The following is a 23,432-nucleotide window of genomic DNA, read 5'->3' on the forward strand; positions in this document are numbered from 1 at the left end:
GGCCGACCGGAGCAAAGCCGATCCGGCGGATGGTCAGCGCCACCGCATCGTCATCAGCAGACCGGCGATCATCGCGGCGAATCCGATCGCGAAATTCCAGTTTCCGAGCTCGCTGAGGAACGAAACCTTGTCGCCCGCGATGTAGTTCACGACCAGCCACACCAGCCCGAGGAGCATGAGGCCGAACATGACGATCTTGTAGAACAGGTTCGACGGTCCCGCGGCCTGGACCTTCACCGGGGTGCGGCGGTCGACAGGCGGGGTGTACGCGGTCTTCTTGCGGACCTTCGACTTCGGCATCGTTTCCTCGCGTGCTCTCGGGCATTCCTGGTGGCGGCATCCTGGACGAGGTCCCGCTGTCGGGGTGCGCAACCAGCGCCACGTGCACACGTTAACGTAAAGGACGGCTCCGCAGCACCGGGCGGGAGCGGTCGGGTTTCTCAGACTGTGACAATAGCGCCACCTGGAGTGCCGAGGAGGACTCCGGCCGGGCGCGGGAGGAGCTTGCGTGACGCCGCAAGATTGGCCGGGCGAGGACGACCGCCGCCCCGGCACGGGACCTGACCGCCCGGTCCGCCGCCAGGCGCCGCCGCCGAGAAGGCAATCCGGGGAGACCCCGCCGCGGCGAAGAGTGGCCGGGGACCCAGGCCGGAGATCACCCGAACAGCGCACGCCGATCGACCGGGGCGGGCCGCGCCGGGACGGCGGCGAAAACCGGCCCGGGCAGGGCCGGACGGGCGAAGGCAGGCCTCGCGAGGGTGACCCCCGCGGCGGTGATTTCCCGCGCGAGAACGGGCCCCGCCGTACCGCTGAGTTCCGCGCCGAAGGAGCCCCGCAGCGACGTCCCGGCGACCCGCGTCGTACCGGAGATCCCCGCGCCGCACAGCCAGGAGACCCCGCCGGACGCCGTCGTCAGCCGGAAGAAGGCCGTCAGATGCCCCGCCGGGTGGGCGCCGCGGCCCCGGATCCGTCCCGGCGGCGGATGACCGGCCCGGAGTTCGCCGAGCAGCCGACCGAGGTGTTCTCGGCGGTCGCGGTCGCCGACGAGGACGACAAGAAGGCCAAGAAGACCCCGCCGCCGCTGGGCAAGGGCGGGCTCGCGATCCGCACCGCGGGCGAAATCTTCATCACGCTCGGCGTGGTCGTGCTGCTGTTCATGGTGTACGAGGTGTGGGTCACCGACCTGTTCTCCGCCGAGAAACAGCACACCGCGAGCGACCAGCTCGACGGCGACTGGGCGAAGGACCGCACGCTGCACCCCGAGCTGATCGACGGCAAGGCGTTCGCGCGCATCCACATCCCGTCGTTCGGCGCGGACTTCAACTTCACCATCCAGGAAGGCACCGGCGAGGATTCGCTCGCGGTCGGCCCCGGCCACTACAAGGGCACCGCGCTGCCGGGCGAACCGGGCAACTTCGGCATCGCCGGGCACCGCGTCGGCAAGGGCGCGCCGTTCAACGACCTGGACAACCTGAGTTCCTGCGACCAGATCGTGATCGAAACGCACACCGATTTCTTCATCTACCAGGTGCTGCCGTACGACGACGAGATCAAGGGCTGGAGCAGCGGCAAGGGCGCGCAGCCGGAGTGCAAGGGCGTGGGGACGCTGCGCAACTCGAGCATCCCCGGCGGTGGTCCGTACGACGAGACGTTCGGCCGCAAGGTAGTCCAGCCGAGCCAGGGCGACGCGGTGAACCCGGTGCCGTACAAGCCGGCCGGGGCGTTGCCGAAGGCGCAGCAGGCTTCGCTGCTCACGCTCACCACGTGCCACCCGCAGTTCTCGGCGAAGGAGCGGCTGATCATCACCTCGGTGCTGACCCGCCAGGTGCCGAAGACGCAGGTGCCGGATTACACGACGTTGCTGAAGAAGATCGGAGTGGCGTCCTGATGTACGGCTGGCTCTGGCGGCATCTGCCCGGACCGTTCGCGGTGAAATTCGTGCTCGCGCTCGTGCTGGTGCTGGGAATCGTGGCGCTGCTGATGTTCGTGGTGTTCCCGTGGCTGGACCCGCTGCTGTGGTTCAACAACGTGTCGGTGAACAACTGAGGTTCGGGGTCTTCCTGGTCTCGGGCCGCTTCCCGGGCCAGGACGACGCCGCCGTCCTGCGGCGCACCGTCCGTGCGGCCTGCGCCGCCGAAGCCGCTGGTTTCGACGACGTGTGGCTGGCCGAGCACCACTTCATGCCGTATGGCGTGTGCCCGTCGGCCATCACGCTCGCCGCGCACGTGCTCGGCCAGACGTCGCGAATCAGCGTCGGCACCGCGGTGAGCGTGCTGTCGACGACGCATCCGGTCGCGTTGGCGGAGCAGTGGTCCATGCTCGACGCCGTTTCCGACGGCCGCCTGCGCTTAGGCGTCGGACGGGGTGGGCCGTGGCAAGATCTCGAAGTCTTCGGCACCGGATTGCCGCGCTACGAAACAGGTTTCGCCGAGTCGGTGGATCTTCTGCTGACCGCCGCGACTGGCCGAGTCTCGGCCGAGGGCTCGCATTTTGCTTTCCGGGAAGTCGGGCTTCGCCCGGTCCCGCAACGATCTTTGAACGTTGTAGTGGCCTGCGGCGGCCCCACTTCCTCCGCGGTCCGGCTTGCCGCGGAACGTAAGTTGCCGTTGTTGCTCGGCCTGCACGCGGATGACGCGGAGAAGGCGGCAACTGTCGCCGCTTACGGTGCCCCCGCGGCCCACGTGTCAACGGTGCTGTGCCAGGTCGGCGACGATGCTTCCGCGGTGGTGCGCCGCGCTTTGCCGGGTTGGCTGTCGGATGGCTTAGCCGCCCACGTGCCGGTGGACGATCGTCCTGGTCCGGCTCGGGATCCTTGGGAATACACGGAAAAGCTGTGCGCGATCCATCCGGTCGGTCCGGTTGAGCAGTGCGTCGAGACTCTGCGGACGAGCCTCCGGCGCACCGGGGTGTCCCACGTGATCATGTTCGTGGAAGGGTCCGGCACGCCGGAGGGGACTCTCGCCAATATCGCGCGGATCGGTGCTGAGGTGTTGCCCGCGCTGCGGGGACTTGCGCCTTCTAGTCTCTAGGTCGCAGGTTCGAGCCCTCGGTGCTCAGCAGTCCCGCAGTTCAGGGCTCTGGTTCAGCAACTGCCCCCGAGGCGAAACGAACGCCCGGTACCGATCCCCGTCCGTGTCCCGGAAAACGGCCACCCGGTGGCAGTTCTGGAACGCCAGCTTCACCCCGAAGTGCCGTTCCAGCCCGCCCCGGATCGCGTCCGAGGCCAGTGCTCGCAGCAGCTGCCCGCGGGCGGTCTCGTCCGGCGGCGGGGTTTCGTTGTCCGCGAATCCGTCCGCGGCGGTGTCCGCTTCCGCGATCACTCCGGTGATGACCTCCCATGCGTACGGCAGCGATTCCCGCACGCAGGCCACGAACTCGGCGTCGGAGACCTCCCCGCGTTCGGCCTTTTCCAGCAGCGCGGGCGATACGTCCAAGGACAAGACAACCTCCATGGTCAGCGGTACCCCTCAGAGCTACCGGCCCGCCGGACCCGGCCACAAGAGAAAACGAGTTTCATCACCACTTTGGTGGATCACTCCCACCGGAACAGCCGCACGGCGAGTGCCGTTGCTAAGCCCGGGTGAGCGGCACCCGCACGGCAGGCGGCAGCGGTCCGGCATCCGGGTGAGCCCGGAACGACTGGAGCAGCAACGCCGTGAACCTACGCACCGCTGCGACGCGCGCGGAAGCCGGTTCCACCTGGATTCCCTCGTTGGCGACCAACGCCAGCACGAGGTCTTCCAGCACGAAATCCGCCCGCAGCTGGCCAGTGTCCTTCGCTCGGCGGATGAGTTCGAGCAGCAGCCGCAGCGTGCGGGCGCGGTCGGCGGCGAAGTCGAGTCTTCGTGGCAGTTGTGCGACGAATGCGCGGAAGCCCTGCTCACGGGCATGCACCTCGGTGAGCTTTTCCAGCACCAGGACGAAACCCTGCCACGGATCAGCCGCCGACAAACCCTCCTCGACGATTGACGAGCACAGCGCCAGCTCCTCGGCGAACGCTTCGGCGATCAGTGCGTCTTTGGCCGGAAAATGCCGATAAACCGTCGCGACGCTCACCTCTGCCTGCCGCGCGATTTCCCGCATCGGCACGCTGTATCCGCGGACGGTGAAAGCCACCCGGGCCGCCGCGAGGATGCGGACGCGGTTGTGGGCGGCATCGGTCCGTCTCACTTCGGCCGTCACCCCTCTCACTTCCGGCTGGGTCGCTGACCTGCTGGAATACCGTCGAACGCATGAAAGCCGTCCAGTTCGACCAGTATGGCCCGCCCAGCGTCGTGCACGTCGTCGATGTCGCCGAACCACACGCGGGGCCTGGGGAGATTCGCGTTTCCGTGCGTGCGTCCGGGTTTTCCGCGGGCGAAACCGCCATCCGGTCTGGGGCGCGCAAAGGCATGAGGCTCCCGTTCCGGACGGGATACGACGCGGCTGGCGTGGTGGACGAAGTGGGCGATGGGGTCACCGGGATTGAGCCCGGTGCACACGTCTTCGGGATGACCGACGCGAATCGTCGTGGAGCCAACGCTGAATACGCCGTTCTGGTGCACTGGGCGGTCAAACCGGACGCGTGGAGCTGGGCTGAGGCAGGAGGCGCCGCAGGGGCGGTCGAAACCGCGACCCGGGTGTTGGACCAGCTTCCTGGCGGAACGATCCTGGTACATGGCGCGGCGGGCGGGGTCGGCGCGGTCGCGGTTCAGTTGGCGATCGCGCGCGGTGCCACCGTTATCGGCACGGCGAGCCCGCGCAACCACGATTTCCTGCGTTCCCTTGGTGCTGAAGCGACGGCATACGGCCCGGGGCTGGTCGACCGAGTCCGCAGCGTCGACGCGGTCTTCGACTGTGCCGGGGGAGCACTGCCGGACTTGATCGAGATCGCCGGGGAACCCGCGAGGGTCGTGACGATCACCGACGCCACCGCGCCGCAGCACGGCGTGCACTTCTCGCACAGCGCAGCGCTCCCCGGCGCGGATCCGTTGGCAGTACACGGGCTTGCCGCAGCGGTAAAACTCGCGGAGGAAGGACGTCTAAAGATCCCAGTCGCAGCGACCTTTCCGCTGAGCGAAGCCGCGGCCGCGCACGAGTTGAGCGAAAGCAGGCACGCCCGCGGAAAGATCGTCTACCTGAACTAGGCGCGCGAAACCCGCACCATCTCGTCGCGCTCCACGACCTTCACGCGCTCGCGTCCTTCAGCCTCGCCGAGCGACTTCTCATGCGCGTCGAGTTTGCCCCAGCCTTCCCAGGTGGTGAACGAAATCCCGCGCGCGGCAAGGAATTCCAGGATCGCGTCCGGCGACGAATGCCGCGGGGCGGCGAGAGTGTCCGCGTCCGCCAGGAGGTTCGCGACGGTCTCGGCCGCGTCGCCCTTCGTGTGGCCGATCAGGCCGACCGGGCCGCGTTTGATCCAGCCGGTCACGTACACGCCGGGGACCTGGTTCTCGTCCAGGTCCAGCACGCGGCCGCCCTGGTTCGGGATCACGCCCGCGGTGTGGTCGAACGGGATTTCCGGCAGGTGCGACGACAGGTAGCCGACCGCGCGGTACACCGCCTGCACGTCCCAGTCGTGGAACTCGCCGGTGCCGACGACCTTGCCGTCGCGGTACTCAGTCCGTTCGGTGCGCAGGCCGACGACCTTGCCGTCTTCGCCGAGCACCTCAGCCGGCGCGTGGAAGAAGTGCAGGTGCAGCCGCCGCGGACGAGTGCCTTCGTCGCGAATCGCCCATTCCTGCAGCGTCTTCACGACCATGTCGGTCTGCTTCGAGGACCGCAGTTCGGCGACACTGGCCTCGTCGAACTCCATGTCCTCGGGGTGCACGATGACCTCGACGTTCGGCGAATGGTCCAGTTCGCGCAGTTCCAGCGGCGAGAACTTCGCCTGCGCAGGACCGCGGCGGCCGAACACGTGCACGTCGGTGACCGGGCTGGCCTTCAGGCCCTCGTAAACGTTCGCCGGGATGTCGGTCGGCAGCAGTTCGTCGGCGGTCTTGGCGAGCACGCGCGCCACGTCCAGCGCGACGTTGCCGACGCCGAGCACCGCGACCGACGACGCGTTCAGCGGCCAGGTGCGCGGCACGTCCGGGTGGCCGTCGTACCAGGACACGAAGTCGGCGGCGCCGTGGCTGCCTTCGAGGTCGATGCCGGGAAGGTCGAGCGCGCGGTCGGCCATCGCGCCGGTCGCGAAGATGACCGCGTCGTAGAACTCGCGCAGGTCGTCCAGCTTCAGGTCGGTGCCGTAGTCGACGTTGCCGAGCAGCCGGATGTTCGGCCGGTCCAGCACCTTGTGCAGGGCGTTGACGATGCCCTTGATGCGCGGGTGGTCGGGCGCGACGCCATAGCGGATCAGCCCGAACGGCGCGGGCATGCGCTCGAACAGGTCGATCTCGACGTTCGCGCCGGACTTGTCCAGCAGGTCGGCGGCGTAGATGCCGGCGGGGCCAGCGCCCACCACGGCGACACGAAGGATTCGGCTCACCGGTCCACGGTAAGTTAGGTGATCCTAACTTTCACTGTGATCTGGCGTACGGTCCAGCAGGTGGGAGCCGCTAAGCTGGCGGCATGCGCGTTCTCGTCGTCGACAACTACGACAGCTTCGTCTACAACCTCGTCCAGTACCTGGCGCAGCTCGGCGCCGACTGCACGGTGTGGCGCAACGACGTCGTCGACCTCGACCGCGTGCCGGACTTCGACGCGGTGCTCGTCTCCCCAGGTCCCGGAACGCCGGAACGTGCAGGTCAGAGCATTGAAGTGATCGCGAAATGCGCCGAGACGCGCACGCCGATGCTGGGCGTGTGCCTCGGCCACCAGGCGCTGGGCGTGCACTTCGGAGCCACCGTCGACCGCGCGGACGAGTTGCTGCACGGCAAGACCAGCCAGGTGCGGCACACCGGCTCCGGCATCCTCGCCGGGCTGCCGGAGGAGTTCACCGCCACTCGCTACCACTCGCTCACCGTGCTGCCGGACACCATCGATCCGGACATTTTCGAGGTCACCGGCACCACCGAAAGCGGCATCGTGATGGGTATGCGGCACCGCGAACTGCCGCTGGAGGGTGTGCAGTTCCACCCCGAATCCGTGCTTACCGAATGCGGCCACCGGATGCTGGCGAACTGGATGGCCTCGGCGGGCCACCCGGTCGCGCCGACCGTCGTCGACGACCTGGAGCGGGCCACCCGCACCCTGCAGAAGGCCGCGACTGCGTGACCGCGCCGACCCCGCTGATCCGGCTCAGCGGAGTCGGAAAACGGTACGGCAGCGGCGAACCCGTCCTGACGCACATCGATTTCGAGGTGCCCGCCGGGCAGGTCGTCGGCATCCTCGGCGCCAACGGATCGGGCAAATCGACCTTGCTACGGATCCTCGCCGGGGTGTCGCGGGCGTCGTACGGCGACATCACCGGGAGCCCGGCGGTCGGCTATCTGCCGGACCGGTTCCCCGGAGGCCAGCGGCTGAGTGCGCGGGCGTACCTGCGGCATCTCGCGCGGATCCGCGGGCTGGCTGATCTCTCCGGGATCGATCCGCTGCTGAAGCGGCTCGCACTGGTCGGCAGCCCGGACGCGCAACTGCGCACGCTGTCGAAAGGCAATGCGCAGAAGGTCGGTCTTGCCCAAGCCGTGCTGGCGCGGCCGGATCTGCTGATCCTCGACGAACCCTGGTCCGGCCTCGACGTCGGCACTCACACGGTGCTCGGCGAACTGGTAGCGGAAACCCGCGCACGCGGCGCGAGCGTCGTCTTCACCGACCACCGGCCGGACGTGGTGCGCGCACACGCGGACGAGGTATATCGGCTCGACTCCGGCCGGGTCGCGCCGCTGGAAACGCATCCGGAACGCAAGCGGATCACGTTGCTGCCGGTGTCGTCGAGCGTCGACAACTGGTCCGCCGAACCAGGCGTGCACGCGGTCGCCGACCAGGCGGGCGGTGTGGTACTGACGGTCGACGCCGAACACGCCGACGCCGTGCTGCTGCGCGCGCTGTCCGGCGGTTGGTCGGTGCGGGAGGTGGCACCGTGCTCGCAGTGAGCCGCTACTACCTGGCGCTGCTCGGCCATTCGCAACGTTATTTGCCCGCCGCACTCGCGTACCTCGCGTTGTGCTCAATCCTTTACGCGGACCCGAGTTCGCCAGTGCTTCCGCTGTTCGGCGTGAGCGGCGCGGGGGTTCTCGTACTCGGCTGCTGGCTCACGATCGCGTTGCTGGACATCGAAGATCCGGTACAGCGCCTGATCACGCTCAACCACGCGGGCGGCAACCGAAAGACCATCGGCGGCGCGGTGCTGACAGTGTTCGGCTGGACCCTGGTGTGCACGGTGGTGACCGTCGCGTGGGCCGCGACGCATCGGAATCAGTTGCACGGGCAGATCATCAGCGCTGGGCTCGCGACCCATCTCGCGTGCGCTCTGGTCGGCATCGCGATCGGCCTGCCGTGCTCGCGGCTGCTGGTTTCGCGCATCGGCTGGACCGTGCTCGCCGCTGTTCTCGTGCTTGGCTTGGTATTGCTGGGGAAATGGGTCCCCTTGGTGCATCCGCTGCTGGAGGCGTTGATGAGCGGCGCTCCGTACGGCGGCCCGCTCGGCTTGGCGATCGGCACGTCGGTGGTATTGCTGGCGGCGAGCATGACTGTGGTGGGCGCGGTCTCGGCGCATCGGTCCTGAGAGCGGGAATATTCCTCAGTTTGTCGGCTGTCTGCATATTGCATTCGGCAAATGCCGATTTGGGGGTTCCGGGTCAGGCGGCGAGTCGGTTACCCTCGCGCCGTCTGTTGGGCCCGGGAGGGGAGCATTCGTGACGGCAGGGATCGCCGCGATCACCGTGGACGGCTCCGCGGACGAGTTGCAGCAGCTGGTTTCCTGGCTCGGCGCCGAGGACGAACTGGCCGGGCGGGTGCGGCTCGCCGGGCCGGGCAGCGAAGTGGTCGTGATGGTGAGCAGCCGGTCGGCGGGCACCTTCTGCCGGTCGCTTTTCGGCTGGCTGCACCGGCAGCGCGCCGGACGGCAGGTGTCGCTCACGGTGAAGCGGTCCGGGGCCGTCGAAGAGCTGGACGTCGACTGCGGCGGCGGGCATGACGTAGACGAGGTGCTCGCGAGCGTGCGGAGTTTCCTCGACCAAGACTGATCGGCCGGCGCGAAAAAAGGGCCCGCACGGTGCGCACCGTGCGGGCCCTTCTCGTGAAACTGGTCAGCCGTTGTTGCGGATTCCGCCCGGCGGGAAGATCCCGCCGCTGGAGCTGGACGTCGTCGAGCCGCTGCCGTCGTCCTCCTTGATCGTCAGCGTGATCGACTGGGTCGGGCTGATCTGGCTGCCCGCCTGCGGGTTCTGCTTCACCACGGTGTTGGGCTGGCCGCCGCCGCCGTGCGTCGACTGCGTCTGGATGCTGCCCGCCCAGCCCAGGCTCTGCAGCTTCTGCGTCGCCTGATCCTCGGTCATCCCGGTCAGGTCCGGCATCTGGATCTGCTGCGGGCCGGACGACACGATCAGCTTCACCGTGCTGTTCGGGGGCAGGTTGCCGCCGTTCGGCTGCTGCTCGATGACCTGGTCCTTAGGCTGGTCCGAGGCCTGGTCGACCCGCTGGGGCTTGAACCCGGCGTTCTGCAGGATCTGCTTCGCCGTCGCGTAGTCCTTGCCGACCGTGTTCGGCACTTCCTTCTGGTTGACGCCGGACCCGACGACGATGTCCACCGGCGTGCCTTCGGTGGCCGAGGAGTTCGCGGTCGGGTTCTGCGACACGATCTTGCCGACGTCGCTCGGGTTGTCGACCGGCTGCGACGTCGTGTTGCCGAGCTTCAGCTTCGCCTGCTCGAGCGCCGCCTTCGCCTCGTCCGCCGACTTGCCGTGCAGGTCCGGCACGGTCGTGCTGCCCGGCTTCTGCCCGACGGTGAGCGTGATCGTGGACGTGGTCGGCACCGTCTTGCCGACCTCCGGGTCGATCGCGATGACCTTGCCGATCTGGTCCTCGGTGCAGGTCTGCCCGCCGGGGTTGTTCGCCTCCGGACCGCACACCACGGTCTTGTTCGGCGCGAACGACGAGAAGCCCGCCTGCTGCAATGCCGTCTTCGCCTGGGTGACCTGCTGGTTGACCACCGGCGGGATCTGCGCGGTCTCGTTCTTGTCGCGGAACGATCCGCTCAGCCAGAAGATCAACAGCACCACGCCCGCCACGAGCAGCGCGGCGATCACCCCGAAGATGATCCGGCGGCGGCGCTTGGCCCGCGGGTCCTCGTCCGGCTCGTCGGCGTACTCGTCGTAAGCCTGCGGCTGGCGCCGGTCGGCGTTCATCACCTGGGTGCGCTCGTCGTCCGACATCACCATCGGGGCCGACGGACGCTGCCCGGACAGCGTCCGGACCAGGTCGGAACGCATCTCGGCGGCCGACTGGTACCGGTTCGCCGGGCCCTTGGCCAGCGCTTTCAGCACGACCGCGTCCAGCTCCGGCGACACCGCCGGGTTGACCGACGACGGCGGGTTCGGGTCCTCCCGCACGTGCTGGTACGCCACCGCGACCGGGGAATCGCCGGTGAACGGCGGCTCTCCGGTGATCAGTTCGTACAGCACGCAGCCCGCCGCGTAGACGTCCGACCGGGCGTCCACCGACTCGCCGCGCGCCTGCTCCGGCGAGAGGTACTGGGCGGTGCCGATGACGGCCGCGGTCTGCGTCATCGCCGACTGGCCGTCGTGCATGGCGCGCGCGATGCCGAAGTCCATCACCTTGACGGCGCCGTTCTTCGTGATCATCACGTTCGCCGGCTTCACGTCGCGGTGCACGATGCCGTGCCGGTGCGAGAAGTCGAGCGCGGCGCAGACGTCGGCCATGACCTCCATCGCGCGCTTCTGCGACAGCGGGCCCTCGGTCTTGACGATGTCCCGCAGCGTCCGGCCTTCGACGTACTCCATCACGATGTACGGCAGCGGCCCGACGTCGGTGTTCGCCTCGCCGGTGTCGTACACGGCGACGATCGCGGGATGGTTCAGCGCGGCGGCGTTCTGCGCCTCGCGGCGGAACCGCTCCTGGAACTGCGGGTCGCGGGCGAGGTCCGCGCGCAGGACCTTGATCGCGACTTCCCGGCCCAGCCGCACGTCGTGCCCGTGGTGGACCTCGGACATACCGCCGTACCCGAGCGTGTCGCCCAGCTCGTACCGATTGGAGAGCAGTCTGGGTGTCGTCATCGCTTCGTGCCGTTCCATTCCGTCCAAGGTGTGGTCATCATGCCTTGCAGGCCCTGGGCCTCGCTCGTACCGGCCGGGGTGGCTGAGGTCGGTTCGCTCCCGCTGTCCACGCTTCGCGGCGGTCCTCCGTTGCCGGAGGACACCACTCTCGCGATCAAGAACGCCACGGCCACCAAGACCACGACGATGACCACCGCGAGCAGCACCCACCAGCCCCACTGGTTCCGTTTCGGCGGCGGGACCGGTGGACCCGGCGGAGCCGACAGCGGCCGGAACGCCGGGTTGGAACTGGGTCCGACCGGTGCGCCGGCCGCCTGCGGCACTGCGGGCGGAACCGGGGGCACCGGCGGCGCCTGGCCTGCCGCGTAGGCGGCGTTGACCAGGCCGAGCGGGGTGGGCAGCGGGCGGCCTGCCCGGACCGCGGCGATCGCGCCGGCGAACTCGCCGCCGCTGGCGTAGCGCTGCCGGGGGTCCTTCACGAGCGTCGCCTCGATCACCGCCCGCGCGCCCGGCGGGACGTCCGGCGGCAGCGGCGGCGGGACGTCGCGGATGTGCATCATCGCGACCGTCACCGCGTTCTCGGACAGGAACGGCCGATGCCCGGCGAGGCATTCGTACCCGCACACCGCGAGCGAATACACGTCGCTGGCCGGTTCCGCGTCCTGGCCGAGCGCCTGCTCCGGCGCGATGTAGTGCGCGGTGCCCATGACCATGCCGGACCGCGTGACCGGCGCGGCGTCGGCGGCCTTGGCCACGCCGAAGTCGGTGATCTTCACCTTGCCCGCGGGGGTGACCAGGATGTTGCCCGGCTTCACGTCGCGGTGCACCAGGCCCTGTTCGTGCGCGGCCTGCAACGCGGTGCCCGCCTGCTCGAGCAGGTCGAGCGTGTAGTCCGCGGTGAGCCGCCCGTGCTTGGCGAGGATGCCCGCGAGCGGATCACCCTCCACGTACTCCATCACCAGGTACGCGATGGACAGGTCCTCGTTGACCGTCTCGCCGTAGTCGTGCACCGCGGCGATCCCGGCGTGGTTGAGCGAGGCGGTCATCCGTGCCTCGGTCCGGAACCGGTGCAGGAATTCGGCGTCGCCGGACAGTTCGGCCTTCAGCACCTTCACCGCGACGATCCGGTCGAGCCGGGTGTCGCTCGCCTGCCAGACCTCGCCCATCCCGCCGACGGCGATCCGGTTCGTCAGCTTGTAGCGCTCGGCCAGCAGCTGACCCGAGGACAGCATCGGCTATCCACCCCCGAGCCGGGCGGCGATGGCGGCACGGCCGATCTCGGCGGCCACCGTGCCGCCGGTCGCGGCGAGACCGCGGTTGCCGCCGTTCTCGACGATGACCGACACGGCGATCTGCGGGTTGTCCGACGGCGCGAACGCGGTGTACCACGCGTGCGGGGCGGTGTTCTTCGAGTCGGCGCCGTGCTCGGCGGTACCGGTCTTCGACGCGATCTTCAGCGCGTCGTTCTTGCCGCCGCCCTTGGTGAAGGACTCCGACGCGATCATCATGTCGGTGAGGATCTTGTCGTTCTCCGGCGACAGCGCGGGCTTGCCGGTGAGCTGCTCCGGGTCGACGTTCTCGACCGTCGACAGGTCAGGGGCCAGGATCGACTGGATCAGCTGCGGCTTCATCGCGTAACCGTTGTTCGCGACGGTCGCCGAGAGCAGGCAGTCCTGCAGCGGGGTGAGCCGGACGTCGCGCTGGCCGATGCCGCTCTGGTAGAGCGCGCCCGGCGAGTCGAGCGGGCCGACGGTCGAGCCGACGACCCGCATCGGCACGGTGAGGTCGGTCTGCCCGATGCCGAAGTTGACCGCGGCCGCCTTCATCTTGTCCGCGCCGAGCTGGCCCGCGAAGGTCGCGAACGGGACGTTGCACGAATGCGCCAGCGCGTCCTTGAAGGTGTTGCCGGGGCAGGTTTCGCCGCCGTAGTTCTCCAGCGTCGTGTTCGTGCCCGGCAGCTGCACGTTCGGCGCGGTGCTGATCTGGGTGTCCGGGCCGATCCCGCTCTCCAGCGCCGCGGTGGCGGTGACGATCTTGAACGTCGACCCGGGCGGGTAGTTCTCCGAGATCGCCCGGTTCAGCATCGGGTTGTTCTTGTCTTTGGAGTAGGCGTCCCAGGCCTTGTTCTGGTCGGTGCCGTGCGTCGCCAGCTGGTTCGGGTCGTACGACGGGGTCGAGACCATCGCCAGGATCCGGCCGGTCTTCGGCTCCATCGCGACCACCGCGCCGGTGTAGCCGCGCTGCGTCATCAGGTCGTAGGCGGCCTTCTGCACCTTCGGGTCGATGGTGAGTTTCACGTTGCCGCCGCGCGGATCGCGGCCGGTGACCATGTCCGAAAGCCTGCGCACGAACAGCCGCGGATCCGATCCGTTCAGCACGTCGTCCTCGGCGCGCTCGAGCCCGCCCGCGCCGTAGTTGATCGAGTAGTACCCGGTGACCGGGGCGTACATCGGGCCGTCGGCGTAGGTGCGGAAGAACTTGAACTTGTCGGTCGAGGGCTTCACGCCGGCGAGCACGGTGCCGTCCGGCGTGACGATCTGGCCGCGCTGGCGGGAGTACTCGTCGTAGAGCACGCGCTGGTTGCGCGGATCGGTGCGGTACGTGTCGGCTTTGATGACCTGGACGTAGGTGATGTTGGCCAGCAGCAGCACGATCATCGCGAGCATCGCCATGCCGACCTTGCGCAGGGGGGCGTTCACGCGGTCCTCCCGTTCGGGTCGCCTTCGACTGGCGGACGCCGCACCATCACGGTGTGCGCCTCGGCGATCGGAGCCTGCGGCTGCTGCGGCTTCGGCCGGGTGGCCGGCCTGCGCGCCGCGTCCGAAATGCGCAGCATCAGGGCGACCAGGATGTAGTTCGCCAGCAGCGAAGAGCCGCCGTAGGACAGGAACGGCGCGGTGACGCCGGTTTCCGGGATGAGCGCGGTGACGCCGCCGACGACCACGAAGATCTGGATCACGATGGTGAAGGCGAGCCCGCCGCCGAGCAGTTTGCCGAACGTGTCGCGCACCGCCAGCGCGCTGCGCATGCCGCGCATCGCCAGCAGCATGTACAGCATCAGCACCGCGGCCAGCCCGATGAAGCCGAGCTCCTCGCCGATCGCGGCGGTGATGAAGTCGGTGCTCGCGGCGGGCGGGATGTCCGGACGGCCAGCGCCGAGCCCGGTGCCGCCGACGCCGCCGGTGCCGAGCCCGAACAGGCCCTGCGCGAGCTGGTAGCTGCCGCCCAGCACGTCGTAGCGCGGGCCGGTGGGGTTGAGCCAGTTCTCCACCCGCTGCTGGACGTGGCCGAACAGGTTGTAGGCGATGAGGCAGCCGCCGACGAAGAACGTCAGCCCGACGACGACCCAGATCGCGCGCTCGGTCGCGACGTAGAGCATCACCAGGATGATGCTGAAATACAGCAGCGACGTGCCGAGGTCCTTCTCGAAGACCAGCACGCCGATCGCGACGGCGGCGGCGATCAGGATCGGGCCCAGATCACGGGCGCGCGGCAGTTCCACGCCGAGGAACTTCTTGCCCGCCACCATGAACAAATCGCGTTTGGACACCAGGAACGACGCGAAGAAGATCATCAGCAGCAGCTTCGCGAACTCGCCCGGCTGGATCGAGAAGAACGGCAGCTTCAGCCACACCTTCGCGCCGCCCGCCTCGGACAGGCTTGCGGGCAGCACCGCGGGCAGCGCGAGCGCGCCGAGCCCGACCAGGCCGGCGATGTAGCTGTAGCGGGTCAGCGTGCGGTGGTCGTTGACCACCACCAGCACGATCACGAACAGCACCAGCGAAACCGCGGTGAACAGCAGTTGCTTGGTGATCTCCGGCGAGTACTCCTTGCCGCGCTGCAACGCCGATTCGGCCTTCGCCAGGTCGAGCCGGTGAATCATCACCAGCCCGATCCCGTTGAGCAGCGCGACACACGGCAGCAGCACCGGGTCGGCGTACGGGGCCCAGCGGCGCACGGCGAGGTGCGTCGTCGCGAGCACGCCCAGGTAAGCGAGTCCCACCCACAGGATCGAGAGCGTCAGCTCCTGCTCCTGATTGGCCTCGACGATGACCAGCGCGAGCGTGACGATGCCCGCCGCGAACGCCAGCAACGCGAGCTCTGTGCCCCTTCGCTTGGGCAGGTCTCGCGGCGGATTCGTGGCGAACTGGGCGGACATCGGGTCGGCCAGCGGCTGGCCCATCAGTTACCGCCCCCCGTCGGCGGCGTACCCGCCGTCGAGCAGTCCCTCCCCGCAGGCTGGTTCGCCGACGAAGGCGTGCCCCCGGGAGGAGCCACGCTGGACGAGGGCGCGCCCGACTGCGGGACGCCCGGAGGATTGGCCGGCTTGCAGTCCGACAGCTTCTTCTTGAGACGGAGGAAATCGTCGATGTACTTGCGCGCGTCGTCGAGGCTTTCGCGCTTCACGCCGTTCTGCACGGCGATCCGGGCGTCCTCCTGCAACGCGGAGACGCGGAGCTTGTCGGTGCACAGCTGGCCCGGCGGGCACGAGCCCTGCTCGAGCGAGTGCAGGTCGATGCCGAGGATGCTGCCCGGGACGCCGCGGTAGATCACGACCTCCTGATCGGGGCCTTCTCCGACGTAGTACTGGCTGAGCACGAAGTATCGAGTCGCGATCGCGGCGGCGCCCAGCACGATCAGCACCACGACCGCCCCCACGAGCCAGCGGAACCGTTTCCGCCGTTTCGCTTTCGGGTCCTCCGGCGGAGGCTGCTGCTCCGGTCGCGGCTGCGGCGGCGGCTGAGTCAGCGCGCGCGCCCGTGCCGCGGGAGAGTCCCCCTGATGCATCTCGTCGCTGCCGTCGCCGGCGGCTCCGCCCACGATCGGGGCGTCGTCGCCGAAATCGACGTCGACCACGTCGGCGATGATGACGGTCACGTTGTCCGTGCCGCCGCCCTTGAGCGCCAGTTCGATCATCCGGTCGGCGCAGTCCTGCGGATCCGGGATCTGCACGGCCTCGGCGAGTGTCTCGTCGCTGACCATTCCGGACAAACCGTCGGAGCAAATCAGGTACCGGTCACCGGGACGCGCCTCGCGCACGGTGAGGCTCGGTTCGACCTCGTGCCCGGTGAGCGCCTTGAGCAGCAGCGACCGCTGCGGGTGCACCGCGGCCTCTTCCGGCGTGATGCGGCCCTGTTCGAGCAGTTCGTTGACGAAGCTGTCGTCGCGGGTGATCTGGGCGAACTGCCCGCCGCGCATCAGATACGCGCGCGAGTCGCCGACGTGGACCAGACCAAGTCTGCTTCCCGCGAACAAGACGGCGGTGAGCGTGGTGCCCATGCCGTCCAGGTCGGGGTCCTGGGACACCAGTTCGGCGATCGCCGCGTTGCCGTTCTGGACGGCTTCGCGAAGCTGGGCGAGCAGGTCGTCGCCCGGCTCGTCGTCGTCGAGCGGGGCGAGCGAGGCGATGACGACCTTGCTGGCCACCTCACCTGCGGCGTGCCCGCCCATGCCGTCGGCGAGCGCGAGAAGACGCGGGCCGGCGTACACGGAGTCCTGGTTGTTGGAACGCACCAGGCCCCGGTCGCTGCGGGCCGCGTAGCGGAGGACGAGAGTCATGGGCGAAGCTCGATCACCGTCTTGCCGATCCGGATGGGGACTCCGAGCGGGACCCGGAGGGGTGCAGTGACCTTAGCCCGGTCGAGGTAGGTCCCGTTCGTCGAGCCCAGATCTTCCACGTACCAGTCCTCCCCGCGCAGCGCGATCCGGGCGTGCCGGGTCGATGCGTAGTCGTCGTCGAGCACCAGCGTCGAGTCGTCGGCCCGGCCGATGAGGATCGGCCGCCCGTCGAGCGCGATGCGGGTGCCCGCGAGGGCCCCGTGTGTCACGAGCAGTTGCTGCGGGGCCTTGCTGCCCCGCGGCTTCTTCTCTTTGTTGCGGCGGAAGGACGGCACCTGGACCCGGAGGCCCGACGCGGCGTAAAGGTCCGAGCGCACGACTCGGAGCGCGGCGAACACAAAGAGCCAGAGCAGCACGAGAAAGCCCACTCTGGTGAGTTGAACGACCAGCTCTGGCACTTGTTGTGTCCGCTCCCGCCTGTGCCTGCAAGCCGCGGCGCCACGCGCGCCGCGGATCCCCCCGCAAGACAATTCTGCGGGAACCCTGTGGACGGTCTGCGATCAGCCCTGGGTTCGGAACACCAGAGACGAATGACCCACCCGGATCACGTCGCCGTCCGCCAGCTGCCACGTCTGCACCGGAGTGCCGTTGACCGTGGTCCCGTTGGTCGACCCGATGTCGGCGAGCGTCGCGCTCTGCCCGTCCCAGGTGATCTCCAGGTGCCGTCGCGAAACGCCGGTGTCCGGAAGGCGGAAGTCCGCGTCCTGCCCGCGGCCGACGACGTTGCCGCCCTGCTTCAGCGAGTAGGTGCGGTTGGACCCGTCGTCCAGCTGAAGGCTCGCCTGAAGCTGACGGCCCGCGGCCGGAGCGCCCTGCTGCGCGTACGGGTCCTGTCCGTAGGCCGCCTGCGGCTGGCCGCCGTACTGGTCGTACCCGCCCTGCTGGCCGTAACCCTGGTCATAGCCCTGCGCCGGGGGCTGACCGCCGTAACCCTGGTCATAGCCCTGCTGCGGCTGCCCGTAGCCCTGGTCGTACCCGCCCTGCGGAGCCTGGCCGCCGTAACCCTGGTCGTAGCCGCCCTGCTGGCCGTAACCCTGGTCGTAGCCCTGGGCCGGGGGCTGCCCGTAGCCCTGGTCGTAACCGGGCTGCTGGCCCTGGCCGCCGTACTGGTCGTAGCCCTGCGCGGGGGGCTGGCCGCCGTAGCCCTGGTCGTAGCCCTGCTGCGGCTGACCGCCATAACCCTGGTCGTACCCGGGCTGCTGGCCACCCTGCTGTCCGTAGCCGTACTGGCCCTGCTGGCCGTACGGGTCACCCTGGTCGTATTGGCCGTAGCCGGGGGGCTGGCTCATTGGTGGGTCTCCTGCGTTGCTGGGTCGTGCCGACCGTGACGGCCCTTCCCCCGCAGTGGCGCGGGCGTCGGGATCGACGGACGAACGGGTCTTGAACTGTCCAGTATGCAGCGCCTCGTTGCGCTCGAGTGATACGACGACGTCACCATAGGTGTCCCAGCCCTGCGCGGCGAGGTGTTCCGCCACCGCCTTCGCGAGAACCCCGGTGACCCGCTGCTCATCGCCGGCCATGCGATCGTGGTCAGCCGCCCCCAACGACACGATGTAGTGATTCGGGGCGAGCTGCCGACCGCCTGCCAGCTCACGAACGTTCTCCTCGCCTTCCCTCTCGAGCGCAACCGCCACTTCCTGCGTGACGACGTTGCCGCCGAACATGCGCGCGAAAGTATTCCCCACCAGGTTCTCGAGTCGCCTGTCAAAGCGCTCAACGCGACCCACCGGGGACAACCTCCTCACACGTGTGCTTCCGCATCGATCCTATCCGGGGGAGGAAGGGTTGGGCATGCCCCCGGTGAAACCCGTCAGAAGGCCCTGCTAAGCTTTGCTGGCTGCCTCAAGGAAGCAACTCGGGCGAGTGGCGGAATGGCAGACGCGCACGGTTCAGGTCCGTGTGTCCGAAAGGACGTGAGGGTTCAACTCCCTCCTCGCCCACCACGGGAAGAGCCCCAGTCGCTTGCGCGACTGGGGCTCTTCCCGTTTGTCGGTCGTCCTTTCACCCGGGGGCCGAGCCCCCGGCCCCCCGCGGTGCCTTCGGTTGCGGGTGGCGGGGTGGCCGAGTGGGTGTGGGCCAGGGCACATTTCGCGGAGCGGTGTTGGAGTGGCTGTTTGATCACGGACCGCTACCGCATTGGGGCCTGGGGAGGGTTGGCCGGTCGGCGAGATTCGCGGGGCGCTCCGGTCCATGGAGGGGCAGCGGCGTTGCCTGCTGCTTTCCGGGGTCGGTCTGATCGGGTCGCGTTCCTATTTCGCGCCTGGGCACTCAGGTACCGCAAGGAGTGAACCGTGCTGGGAGTTCAGTGGGAGGACTGCTATTCCCGGTAGTCGCGGCGCTCGTCAACTCCCTCAACTTGATCATGGTCTTTTCGCTTTTTCCGCTCGCCTCGCAGGCTGAGTCGGTACGGTTCCAGGGCGGCATAACCGAATCGGACGGGTGGCTGATGGGCCAGGATTTGGGAGCCCGGATCGAGCGGTGCTTCGAGAGCGACTGGCGGGAGCCTGTCCAAGTCGTGGTGCTCGGTCGGGTCAAGGCGGGGCGTGATCGGCGGAAGCGGGCTGATCGGTCGCTGGGGTGTGTCGCGGAGGCTGTCCTCGAGATCCTCGCCAATATCGCCTGGCCGTTCATGGTGCTTTGGGAGTTCGTGACAGTTCCGAAGCGCCGCCGGAAACCGGTGGCGGTGCCCAGTGGGCCGGCGCGCGGGCAGGCGTTCGAGGCGGCCTCGATGTTGAAGGGGCGAAGCGGCGAGATAGCCGTGGTGCGTGGGGCGGCGCGGGTCGCGTTGGTCGAGATGGGGGACGCCGCACCGGTGGTGGTGTGGCAGGGGACTGCGCAGTGGAGTCCTTCGCCTGCCTGTTTGTACTGGGAAGACGGCTCGATGTTGATGCTCGCACCGCGGTGATTTTCAGCGGTTCGATTTTACGTTTCCGGTAGCCTGAGCCGGGACCAGCTGGGCGGGGGAACAGTGAGCGACGGCAACTACTTCGACGGCCAGGCGGACAAGGTCTTCCAGGCGCGCGACGTCTACGGCGACGTGCATTTCCACGGGCCGCAGCAGCCCGCCGCGCCGGTGTTGCAGGTTCAGGCGCCGCCGAAGCATTACCGGAACAACAAGCCGCAGCTTGATTTGCTGACCGAGATTCATGACGAAGCGCTGGACCGGGTCCCGATCGCGATCGTGCGGGGTGCGCCGGGCAGCGGGCGGACCACGTTGTGCGAAACCTGGCTGCACCAGCATCAGGACCGGTTCGACCGGTTCTACGAGGTGCGGGTGGGCCATCGGGTGGGCGCGGACGTGCTCGCCGAACTGCTGTCCAAGCTGGGATACGGGCTGGACGAGATGCCGGCGAGTCTCGAAGCGCGCGCGGCGATGTGGCAGTCGCGGACCGCTGGGTTCAAGGTCGCGCTGCTGGTCGACGACGCGTTGAGCGCGGCTGAGGTCAAGGCGCTGCTGCCGACGCGTCCCGGGTCGTACGTGCTCGCGGTCGGATCGGACCTGGAAGCGTTGCGGGCCCGGTATTCCGCTCGGGACGTCGAGCTGGAGCCGTTGAGCGACGACGCGGCGCTGGGCGTGCTGACCGCGCTGGTGGGCGAGGAAAAGCTCGCCGCGGAGCCGGAACAGCGGAAGGAACTGCTGCGGATCTGCGCTGGTTCTGCCGCGGAGCTCAACGTCGCGGGCATGCTCCTCGCGCGGCCGGACGCGACGGTGCGGCGGCTGCTCGCGCGGATCCGGGCGAAGGGCACGCTGGCCAGCGCGGTGTTCGACGTCGCTTACGACCTGATGGGTGAGCACGAACAAGCCGGGTACCGGTTCTTCGGCGCGCATCCGGGCAGCGGCGACGTCCGGCTGGAAACTGTCGCGGCGGTACTCGGTCTCGAAGAGTTCGAGGCTGAGGACGCGTTGCAGAAACTGGTTTCGGCCAAACTGCTCGAGGTCATCAAGGGCCGGTACCGGATGTCCGAGCTGGCTCGCTTGCACGCCGCCGGGCTGGCTGGCGACCTCGAGGAGATCGTGGTCGGGTACTACGCCCGGCAAGGGCTCGAGATCGCGGAACGGGCGCTGCGCACTCGCTGGCCGGAGAAGATCTGGGAGGGCTTCGTGCCGGCGTCATTGCCCGAGGCCGACGCCTGGGAGTGGTTGTTCGCCGAGCAGGCGAATTTGCTTGCCGCGGCGGAGGCCGCGTTGCAGACCGGGGCGCACGAGGACGTCATCCGGCTGGCCAGGGCGTTGTGGCCGGTCTACAAGGACGGTGCCTATCCCGTTGAGCTGGCGGCGGTGAGCCAGGACGCGGTCCAGGCCGCGCAGGCTGCTGGGATGCCGCTTGCCGAAGGGCTGGTTCGTACTCAGCTTGGGTTCGCTCGGATGCAGCGGCGGGATTGGGCGGCGGCGAGGGAGCAGTACGCCGCTGCGGCCGAGCTGGCTACGACTCCGGAGGAACACGCGTCCGCGCTGGAAGCACGCGGGCTCGCGTTCTTCGAACCTGGGTTGATCGCGCGGCAGCAGGGGCGGCCGGACGAGGCGGTTTCGTTGCTGGGCCAGGCGGAAGTCTGTTTCCGGGAAAGTCTCGCGTTGGCCGAGGCACTCCCCGATGGCCGTCGGCTCGCGTTGATCCGGATGCATCTGGCCAAGGTCGTGCCGCCGGAGGAAGCGGCCCTCCTGCTGGCACAAGCGGAGCAGAGCCTGAAGAACGAACCGGGCAACCTGGTGAAGATCAGGTTGTGGCAAGGGCGGAAGCTGATCGAGGCTGGTTCGTACGAAGAAGGCGCGGCTGTGCTGGCCGAACTTGATTCGGCGGCAGAACAGCTACGCCTGCACCGCGAACGCATTGCCGCGTTCCGGTCGCGTGCGGAGGCGGCGTTGGCCCGGGGCTTCCGCGATCAGGCGAAGGCGCACGTGGAGGACGCGGTGAGCGTCGCACAGCTGCACGGTTTTACGGCTGAGGCGACCGATCTGCTGATCTGGCTTGGCCGGCTCTGACTATCCATAGTGGACAGTAAGCCGCACCTCGTGTTTGCGGCCGCCTGCGGTGAAGGGCAGTTGTCCGGGGAAACCGAGGCCTAGCTGAGCGCGCTTGTAGAGCAGTGACGGCACGGCTTGCGGCAAGTCGGTGCCGGTGAAGGAGACGACCAAGCCGTCGCGGCTGCCGGCCAGCCAGCCTGATCCGGCTGGGCAGGCGGCCCATTCGCAGCCGGGGAATTCGGCGAGTGTGACGGCGATCCAGCGGCCCGGATCGGGGAAGCGGTCGCCGAGCACGATTTCGGCGCGGCGCAGCTGACGCGGGTCAGGGCCGTCGACGTGGACGACCAGGTGGGTGTCGGGGGAGGCAGCAGTGAATCTGGTGACTTCGTCGCCGAGGATTCGGATCCATTGGGCGCCGGGTTCTGGGCGTTGGACTCGCGGCAGCGGGAACGCGGTGAATCCGGCTGGTTCGGCCGGTGGCGGTAGTCGGAGCGTGCGGTAGCCGAGGTCGGTCAGCAACTCCGCGGATTCGCCGGGGACACTGGTGGCCAGTTCGGTCGCGGCGATCAGGGCTGCTGGCTGGGTCGCGGTGCGCAGTTGGCCGGCCAGGTTTTCGTCGGTCAGCGAGGGGGCGGCGCGCAGCAGGGCGGCTACCGGGGAATCCGGATCGACGGCTTCGTGCGGGGCGGCGGCCAGCAGGACCGGGGTGCCAAGGCAGGCGGAGTAGTAGGTGACAGAGCCGTGGTCGCCGATGGTGACGTCGGCGGCTACTGCGGCTGGTTGCCACAGATCTTCTTCGGGGAGGATGATTACGCCCGCGCGTTCGCATTCCCGCAGCCACATTTTCAGTTGCCACGGGTAATGGCCATGGCCGATGTTCGGGTGCAGCGCCAGGACGACGGCGAATTCGTCCAGCGGCAGTTGCCGGGCGATCCGGTCAGGAAGGTCGGGACCGGATCCGTACGACGAGAGCTGGCCCCACGTGGACGAGATCAGCACCAGGGTTTGTTCGCCGGTTACGCCGAGGGCTTGGCGGTAGGACTCGCGCAGTTCGCGGGCGTCGTGCAGGCGGTCGAGACAGGAGTCTCCGGCGATGACGGCGTGGTCAGCGGCTTCCGGGCAGTACTGCCGCAGCCGGGTGAGCTGTTCGGGATGCGAGAGGACGTGATGTTCGGCGATCACCTCGCCGTTGTGCATCAGCCATTGCTCGGATAACCCGAAAACCGGTTTCCGGTTTCCGGTTTCCGGTTTCCGGTTTCCGGTTTCCGGTTTCCGGTTTCCGGTTTCCGGTTTCCGGTTTCCGGTTTCCAAGAATTTATTATAACCCATTCCGTGCGGCAAAACAGTCAACGGAGCCCGCAATTTATGCAAATCCCCGCCGTAACTCGCCGCCAGTGCCCAGTCGAAGTCCTCCGCCACGACGTCGTCCCACGGCTCCAGCGGGATGCCGCGCGCGGCGAGGTACTCCTCCGTCCCCCGGGTGAACGCGCTCGAATCCGGGCACGTGAACACCACCTGCACCCGGGGATCCCCGGCGAACAACGGCAGCACGTCCAGCAGCCGGGTCGCCGCGGTGACGTTGTGCACTACCGCCAGCAGCGTCCGTTCCGTGGGCACAGTGCGCCATCGGCGCGGCACGGGGTAAGACGACGAAGGCACGGAGAGCGATCCTACCGATCGCGCTCCGTGCCGGTCGC

22 protein-coding genes and 1 tRNA gene are annotated in these 23,432 nt (G+C 68.5%); 11 read left to right on the plus strand and 12 right to left on the minus strand.

Annotated elements, in window-relative coordinates; genetic code table 11:
- Positions 1-33 precede the first annotated feature (33 nt).
- A complete protein-coding gene (gene crgA, locus H4281_RS25855) occupies positions 34-300 on the minus strand; it encodes a cell division protein CrgA (RefSeq protein ID WP_037809181.1) in 267 nt (88 codons plus the stop codon).
- Between the two features lie 634 nt (positions 301-934).
- Between crgA and H4281_RS25860 the strand changes: the two genes are divergently transcribed.
- From H4281_RS25860 to H4281_RS25870, 3 genes are read left to right on the plus strand one after another with little or no spacing between them, the layout of a single operon-like run.
- A complete protein-coding gene (locus tag H4281_RS25860) occupies positions 935-1,888 on the plus strand; it encodes a class E sortase (RefSeq protein ID WP_220507861.1) in 954 nt (317 codons plus the stop codon).
- On the plus strand, positions 1,888-2,046 hold the full coding sequence (locus H4281_RS25865) for a hypothetical protein (RefSeq protein WP_182893530.1): 159 nt from the start codon (positions 1,888-1,890) through the stop codon (positions 2,044-2,046). The genes H4281_RS25860 and H4281_RS25865 overlap by 1 nt, the downstream gene beginning before the upstream one ends.
- Positions 2,016-3,029: an LLM class flavin-dependent oxidoreductase gene (locus H4281_RS25870; RefSeq protein WP_237597689.1), complete on the plus strand. Its 1,014-nt coding sequence runs from the start codon at positions 2,016-2,018 to the stop codon at positions 3,027-3,029. Before H4281_RS25865 ends, H4281_RS25870 begins: the two co-directional genes overlap by 31 nt.
- Before the next feature lie 24 nt (positions 3,030-3,053).
- Here H4281_RS25870 and H4281_RS25875 read toward each other — a convergent pair whose 3' ends face one another.
- Together H4281_RS25875 and H4281_RS25880 are read right to left on the minus strand one after the other, a co-directional pair.
- Positions 3,054-3,440 (minus strand): SCO5389 family protein, encoded by a 387-nt coding sequence (locus tag H4281_RS25875; RefSeq protein WP_043831500.1) that lies wholly within the window; start codon positions 3,438-3,440, stop codon positions 3,054-3,056.
- Positions 3,441-3,570: 130 nt separating this feature from the next.
- Positions 3,571-4,170: a TetR/AcrR family transcriptional regulator gene (locus H4281_RS25880; protein WP_312872181.1), complete on the minus strand. Its 600-nt coding sequence runs from the start codon at positions 4,168-4,170 to the stop codon at positions 3,571-3,573.
- 62 nt (positions 4,171-4,232) lie between these two features.
- On the opposite strand from H4281_RS25880, the gene H4281_RS25885 reads away from it, so the two are divergent.
- A complete protein-coding gene (locus tag H4281_RS25885) occupies positions 4,233-5,126 on the plus strand; it encodes an NADP-dependent oxidoreductase (RefSeq protein WP_182893532.1) in 894 nt (297 codons plus the stop codon).
- Here H4281_RS25885 and H4281_RS25890 read toward each other — a convergent pair.
- Positions 5,123-6,439, minus strand: a complete 1,317-nt coding sequence (locus H4281_RS25890) for an FAD-dependent oxidoreductase (protein ID WP_182893922.1) — start codon at positions 6,437-6,439, stop codon at positions 5,123-5,125. The genes H4281_RS25885 and H4281_RS25890 overlap by 4 nt on opposite strands.
- A 110-nt stretch (positions 6,440-6,549) precedes the next feature.
- Here H4281_RS25890 and H4281_RS25895 point away from each other — a divergent pair, with 110 nt between their 5' ends.
- The 4 genes from H4281_RS25895 (at position 6,550) to H4281_RS25910 (ending at position 9,104) form a co-directional block, all read left to right on the plus strand.
- The gene (locus H4281_RS25895; protein ID WP_182893533.1) at positions 6,550-7,194 is read left to right on the plus strand and encodes an aminodeoxychorismate/anthranilate synthase component II; all 645 of its coding nucleotides are present in this window, start codon (positions 6,550-6,552) and stop codon (positions 7,192-7,194) included.
- A gap of 14 nt (positions 7,195-7,208) precedes the next feature.
- Positions 7,209-8,012 (plus strand): ABC transporter ATP-binding protein, encoded by an 804-nt coding sequence (locus H4281_RS25900; RefSeq protein ID WP_182893923.1) that lies wholly within the window; start codon positions 7,209-7,211, stop codon positions 8,010-8,012.
- Positions 8,000-8,644 (plus strand): hypothetical protein, encoded by a 645-nt coding sequence (locus tag H4281_RS25905; protein ID WP_182893534.1) that lies wholly within the window; start codon positions 8,000-8,002, stop codon positions 8,642-8,644. The genes H4281_RS25900 and H4281_RS25905 overlap by 13 nt, the downstream gene beginning before the upstream one ends.
- A gap of 130 nt (positions 8,645-8,774) precedes the next feature.
- Positions 8,775-9,104: an effector-associated constant component EACC1 gene (locus tag H4281_RS25910; protein WP_182893535.1), complete on the plus strand. Its 330-nt coding sequence runs from the start codon at positions 8,775-8,777 to the stop codon at positions 9,102-9,104.
- A 63-nt stretch (positions 9,105-9,167) separates the two neighbouring features.
- On the opposite strand, the gene pknB is transcribed toward H4281_RS25910, so the two are convergent.
- The 7 genes from pknB to H4281_RS25945 all read right to left on the minus strand — a co-directional run bounded on the left by pknB (position 9,168) and on the right by H4281_RS25945 (position 18,499).
- Positions 9,168-11,153 (minus strand): Stk1 family PASTA domain-containing Ser/Thr kinase, encoded by a 1,986-nt coding sequence (gene pknB / locus H4281_RS25915; RefSeq protein ID WP_182893536.1) that lies wholly within the window; start codon positions 11,151-11,153, stop codon positions 9,168-9,170.
- The gene (locus H4281_RS25920) at positions 11,150-12,385 is read right to left on the minus strand and encodes a serine/threonine-protein kinase (protein ID WP_182893537.1); all 1,236 of its coding nucleotides are present in this window, start codon (positions 12,383-12,385) and stop codon (positions 11,150-11,152) included. Before H4281_RS25920 ends, pknB begins: the two co-directional genes overlap by 4 nt.
- 3 nt (positions 12,386-12,388) lie before the next feature.
- The gene (locus tag H4281_RS25925; RefSeq protein ID WP_182893538.1) at positions 12,389-13,852 is read right to left on the minus strand and encodes a peptidoglycan D,D-transpeptidase FtsI family protein; all 1,464 of its coding nucleotides are present in this window, start codon (positions 13,850-13,852) and stop codon (positions 12,389-12,391) included.
- Entirely contained in the window at positions 13,849-15,336 is a 1,488-nt protein-coding gene (locus H4281_RS25930) for an FtsW/RodA/SpoVE family cell cycle protein (RefSeq protein ID WP_182893539.1), read from the minus strand. Before H4281_RS25930 ends, H4281_RS25925 begins: the two co-directional genes overlap by 4 nt.
- Entirely contained in the window at positions 15,336-16,712 is a 1,377-nt protein-coding gene (locus H4281_RS25935) for a PP2C family protein-serine/threonine phosphatase (RefSeq protein WP_182893540.1), read from the minus strand. The genes H4281_RS25930 and H4281_RS25935 overlap by 1 nt, the downstream gene beginning before the upstream one ends.
- Positions 16,709-17,170 carry an FHA domain-containing protein FhaB/FipA gene (locus H4281_RS25940; protein ID WP_037718919.1) on the minus strand — a complete coding sequence of 154 codons (462 nt, stop codon included), beginning with the start codon at positions 17,168-17,170 and terminating at the stop codon, positions 16,709-16,711. Before H4281_RS25940 ends, H4281_RS25935 begins: the two co-directional genes overlap by 4 nt.
- Positions 17,171-17,272: 102 nt before the next feature.
- Entirely contained in the window at positions 17,273-18,499 is a 1,227-nt protein-coding gene (locus H4281_RS25945; protein ID WP_182893541.1) for an FHA domain-containing protein, read from the minus strand.
- Between the two features lie 130 nt (positions 18,500-18,629).
- Here H4281_RS25945 and H4281_RS25950 point away from each other — a divergent pair.
- From H4281_RS25950 to H4281_RS25960, 3 genes are all read left to right on the plus strand, one after another.
- Positions 18,630-18,715: transfer RNA gene (locus H4281_RS25950), tRNA-Leu, on the plus strand.
- 362 nt (positions 18,716-19,077) lie between these two features.
- The gene (locus H4281_RS25955; RefSeq protein ID WP_182893542.1) at positions 19,078-19,677 is read left to right on the plus strand and encodes a hypothetical protein; all 600 of its coding nucleotides are present in this window, start codon (positions 19,078-19,080) and stop codon (positions 19,675-19,677) included.
- Positions 19,678-19,740: 63 nt separating this feature from the next.
- Complete coding sequence (locus H4281_RS25960) at positions 19,741-21,753, plus strand: ATP-binding protein (protein WP_182893543.1); 2,013 nt, start codon at positions 19,741-19,743, stop codon at positions 21,751-21,753.
- On the opposite strand, the gene H4281_RS25965 is transcribed toward H4281_RS25960, so the two are convergent.
- The gene (locus H4281_RS25965) at positions 21,754-23,394 is read right to left on the minus strand and encodes a hypothetical protein (protein ID WP_182893544.1); all 1,641 of its coding nucleotides are present in this window, start codon (positions 23,392-23,394) and stop codon (positions 21,754-21,756) included.
- Positions 23,395-23,432: the final 38 nt, after the last annotated feature.

This window comes from Amycolatopsis dendrobii, from assembly GCF_014145675.1.
GTDB classification, from domain to species: domain Bacteria; phylum Actinomycetota; class Actinomycetes; order Mycobacteriales; family Pseudonocardiaceae; genus Amycolatopsis; species Amycolatopsis dendrobii.

Coding starts and splice junctions, on each gene's coding strand:
- crgA (WP_037809181.1), bottom strand. CDS start 300: ATGCCGAAGTCGAAGGTCCGCAAGAAGACCGCGTACACCCCGCCTGTC.
- H4281_RS25860 (WP_220507861.1), top strand. CDS start 935: ATGCCCCGCCGGGTGGGCGCCGCGGCCCCGGATCCGTCCCGGCGGCGG.
- H4281_RS25865 (WP_182893530.1), top strand. CDS start 1,888: ATGTACGGCTGGCTCTGGCGGCATCTGCCCGGACCGTTCGCGGTGAAA.
- H4281_RS25885 (WP_182893532.1), top strand. CDS start 4,233: ATGAAAGCCGTCCAGTTCGACCAGTATGGCCCGCCCAGCGTCGTGCAC.
- H4281_RS25895 (WP_182893533.1), top strand. CDS start 6,550: ATGCGCGTTCTCGTCGTCGACAACTACGACAGCTTCGTCTACAACCTC.
- pknB (WP_182893536.1), bottom strand. CDS start 11,153: ATGACGACACCCAGACTGCTCTCCAATCGGTACGAGCTGGGCGACACG.
- H4281_RS25920 (WP_182893537.1), bottom strand. CDS start 12,385: ATGCTGTCCTCGGGTCAGCTGCTGGCCGAGCGCTACAAGCTGACGAAC.
- H4281_RS25930 (WP_182893539.1), bottom strand. CDS start 15,336: ATGGGCCAGCCGCTGGCCGACCCGATGTCCGCCCAGTTCGCCACGAAT.
- H4281_RS25935 (WP_182893540.1), bottom strand. CDS start 16,712: ATGACTCTCGTCCTCCGCTACGCGGCCCGCAGCGACCGGGGCCTGGTG.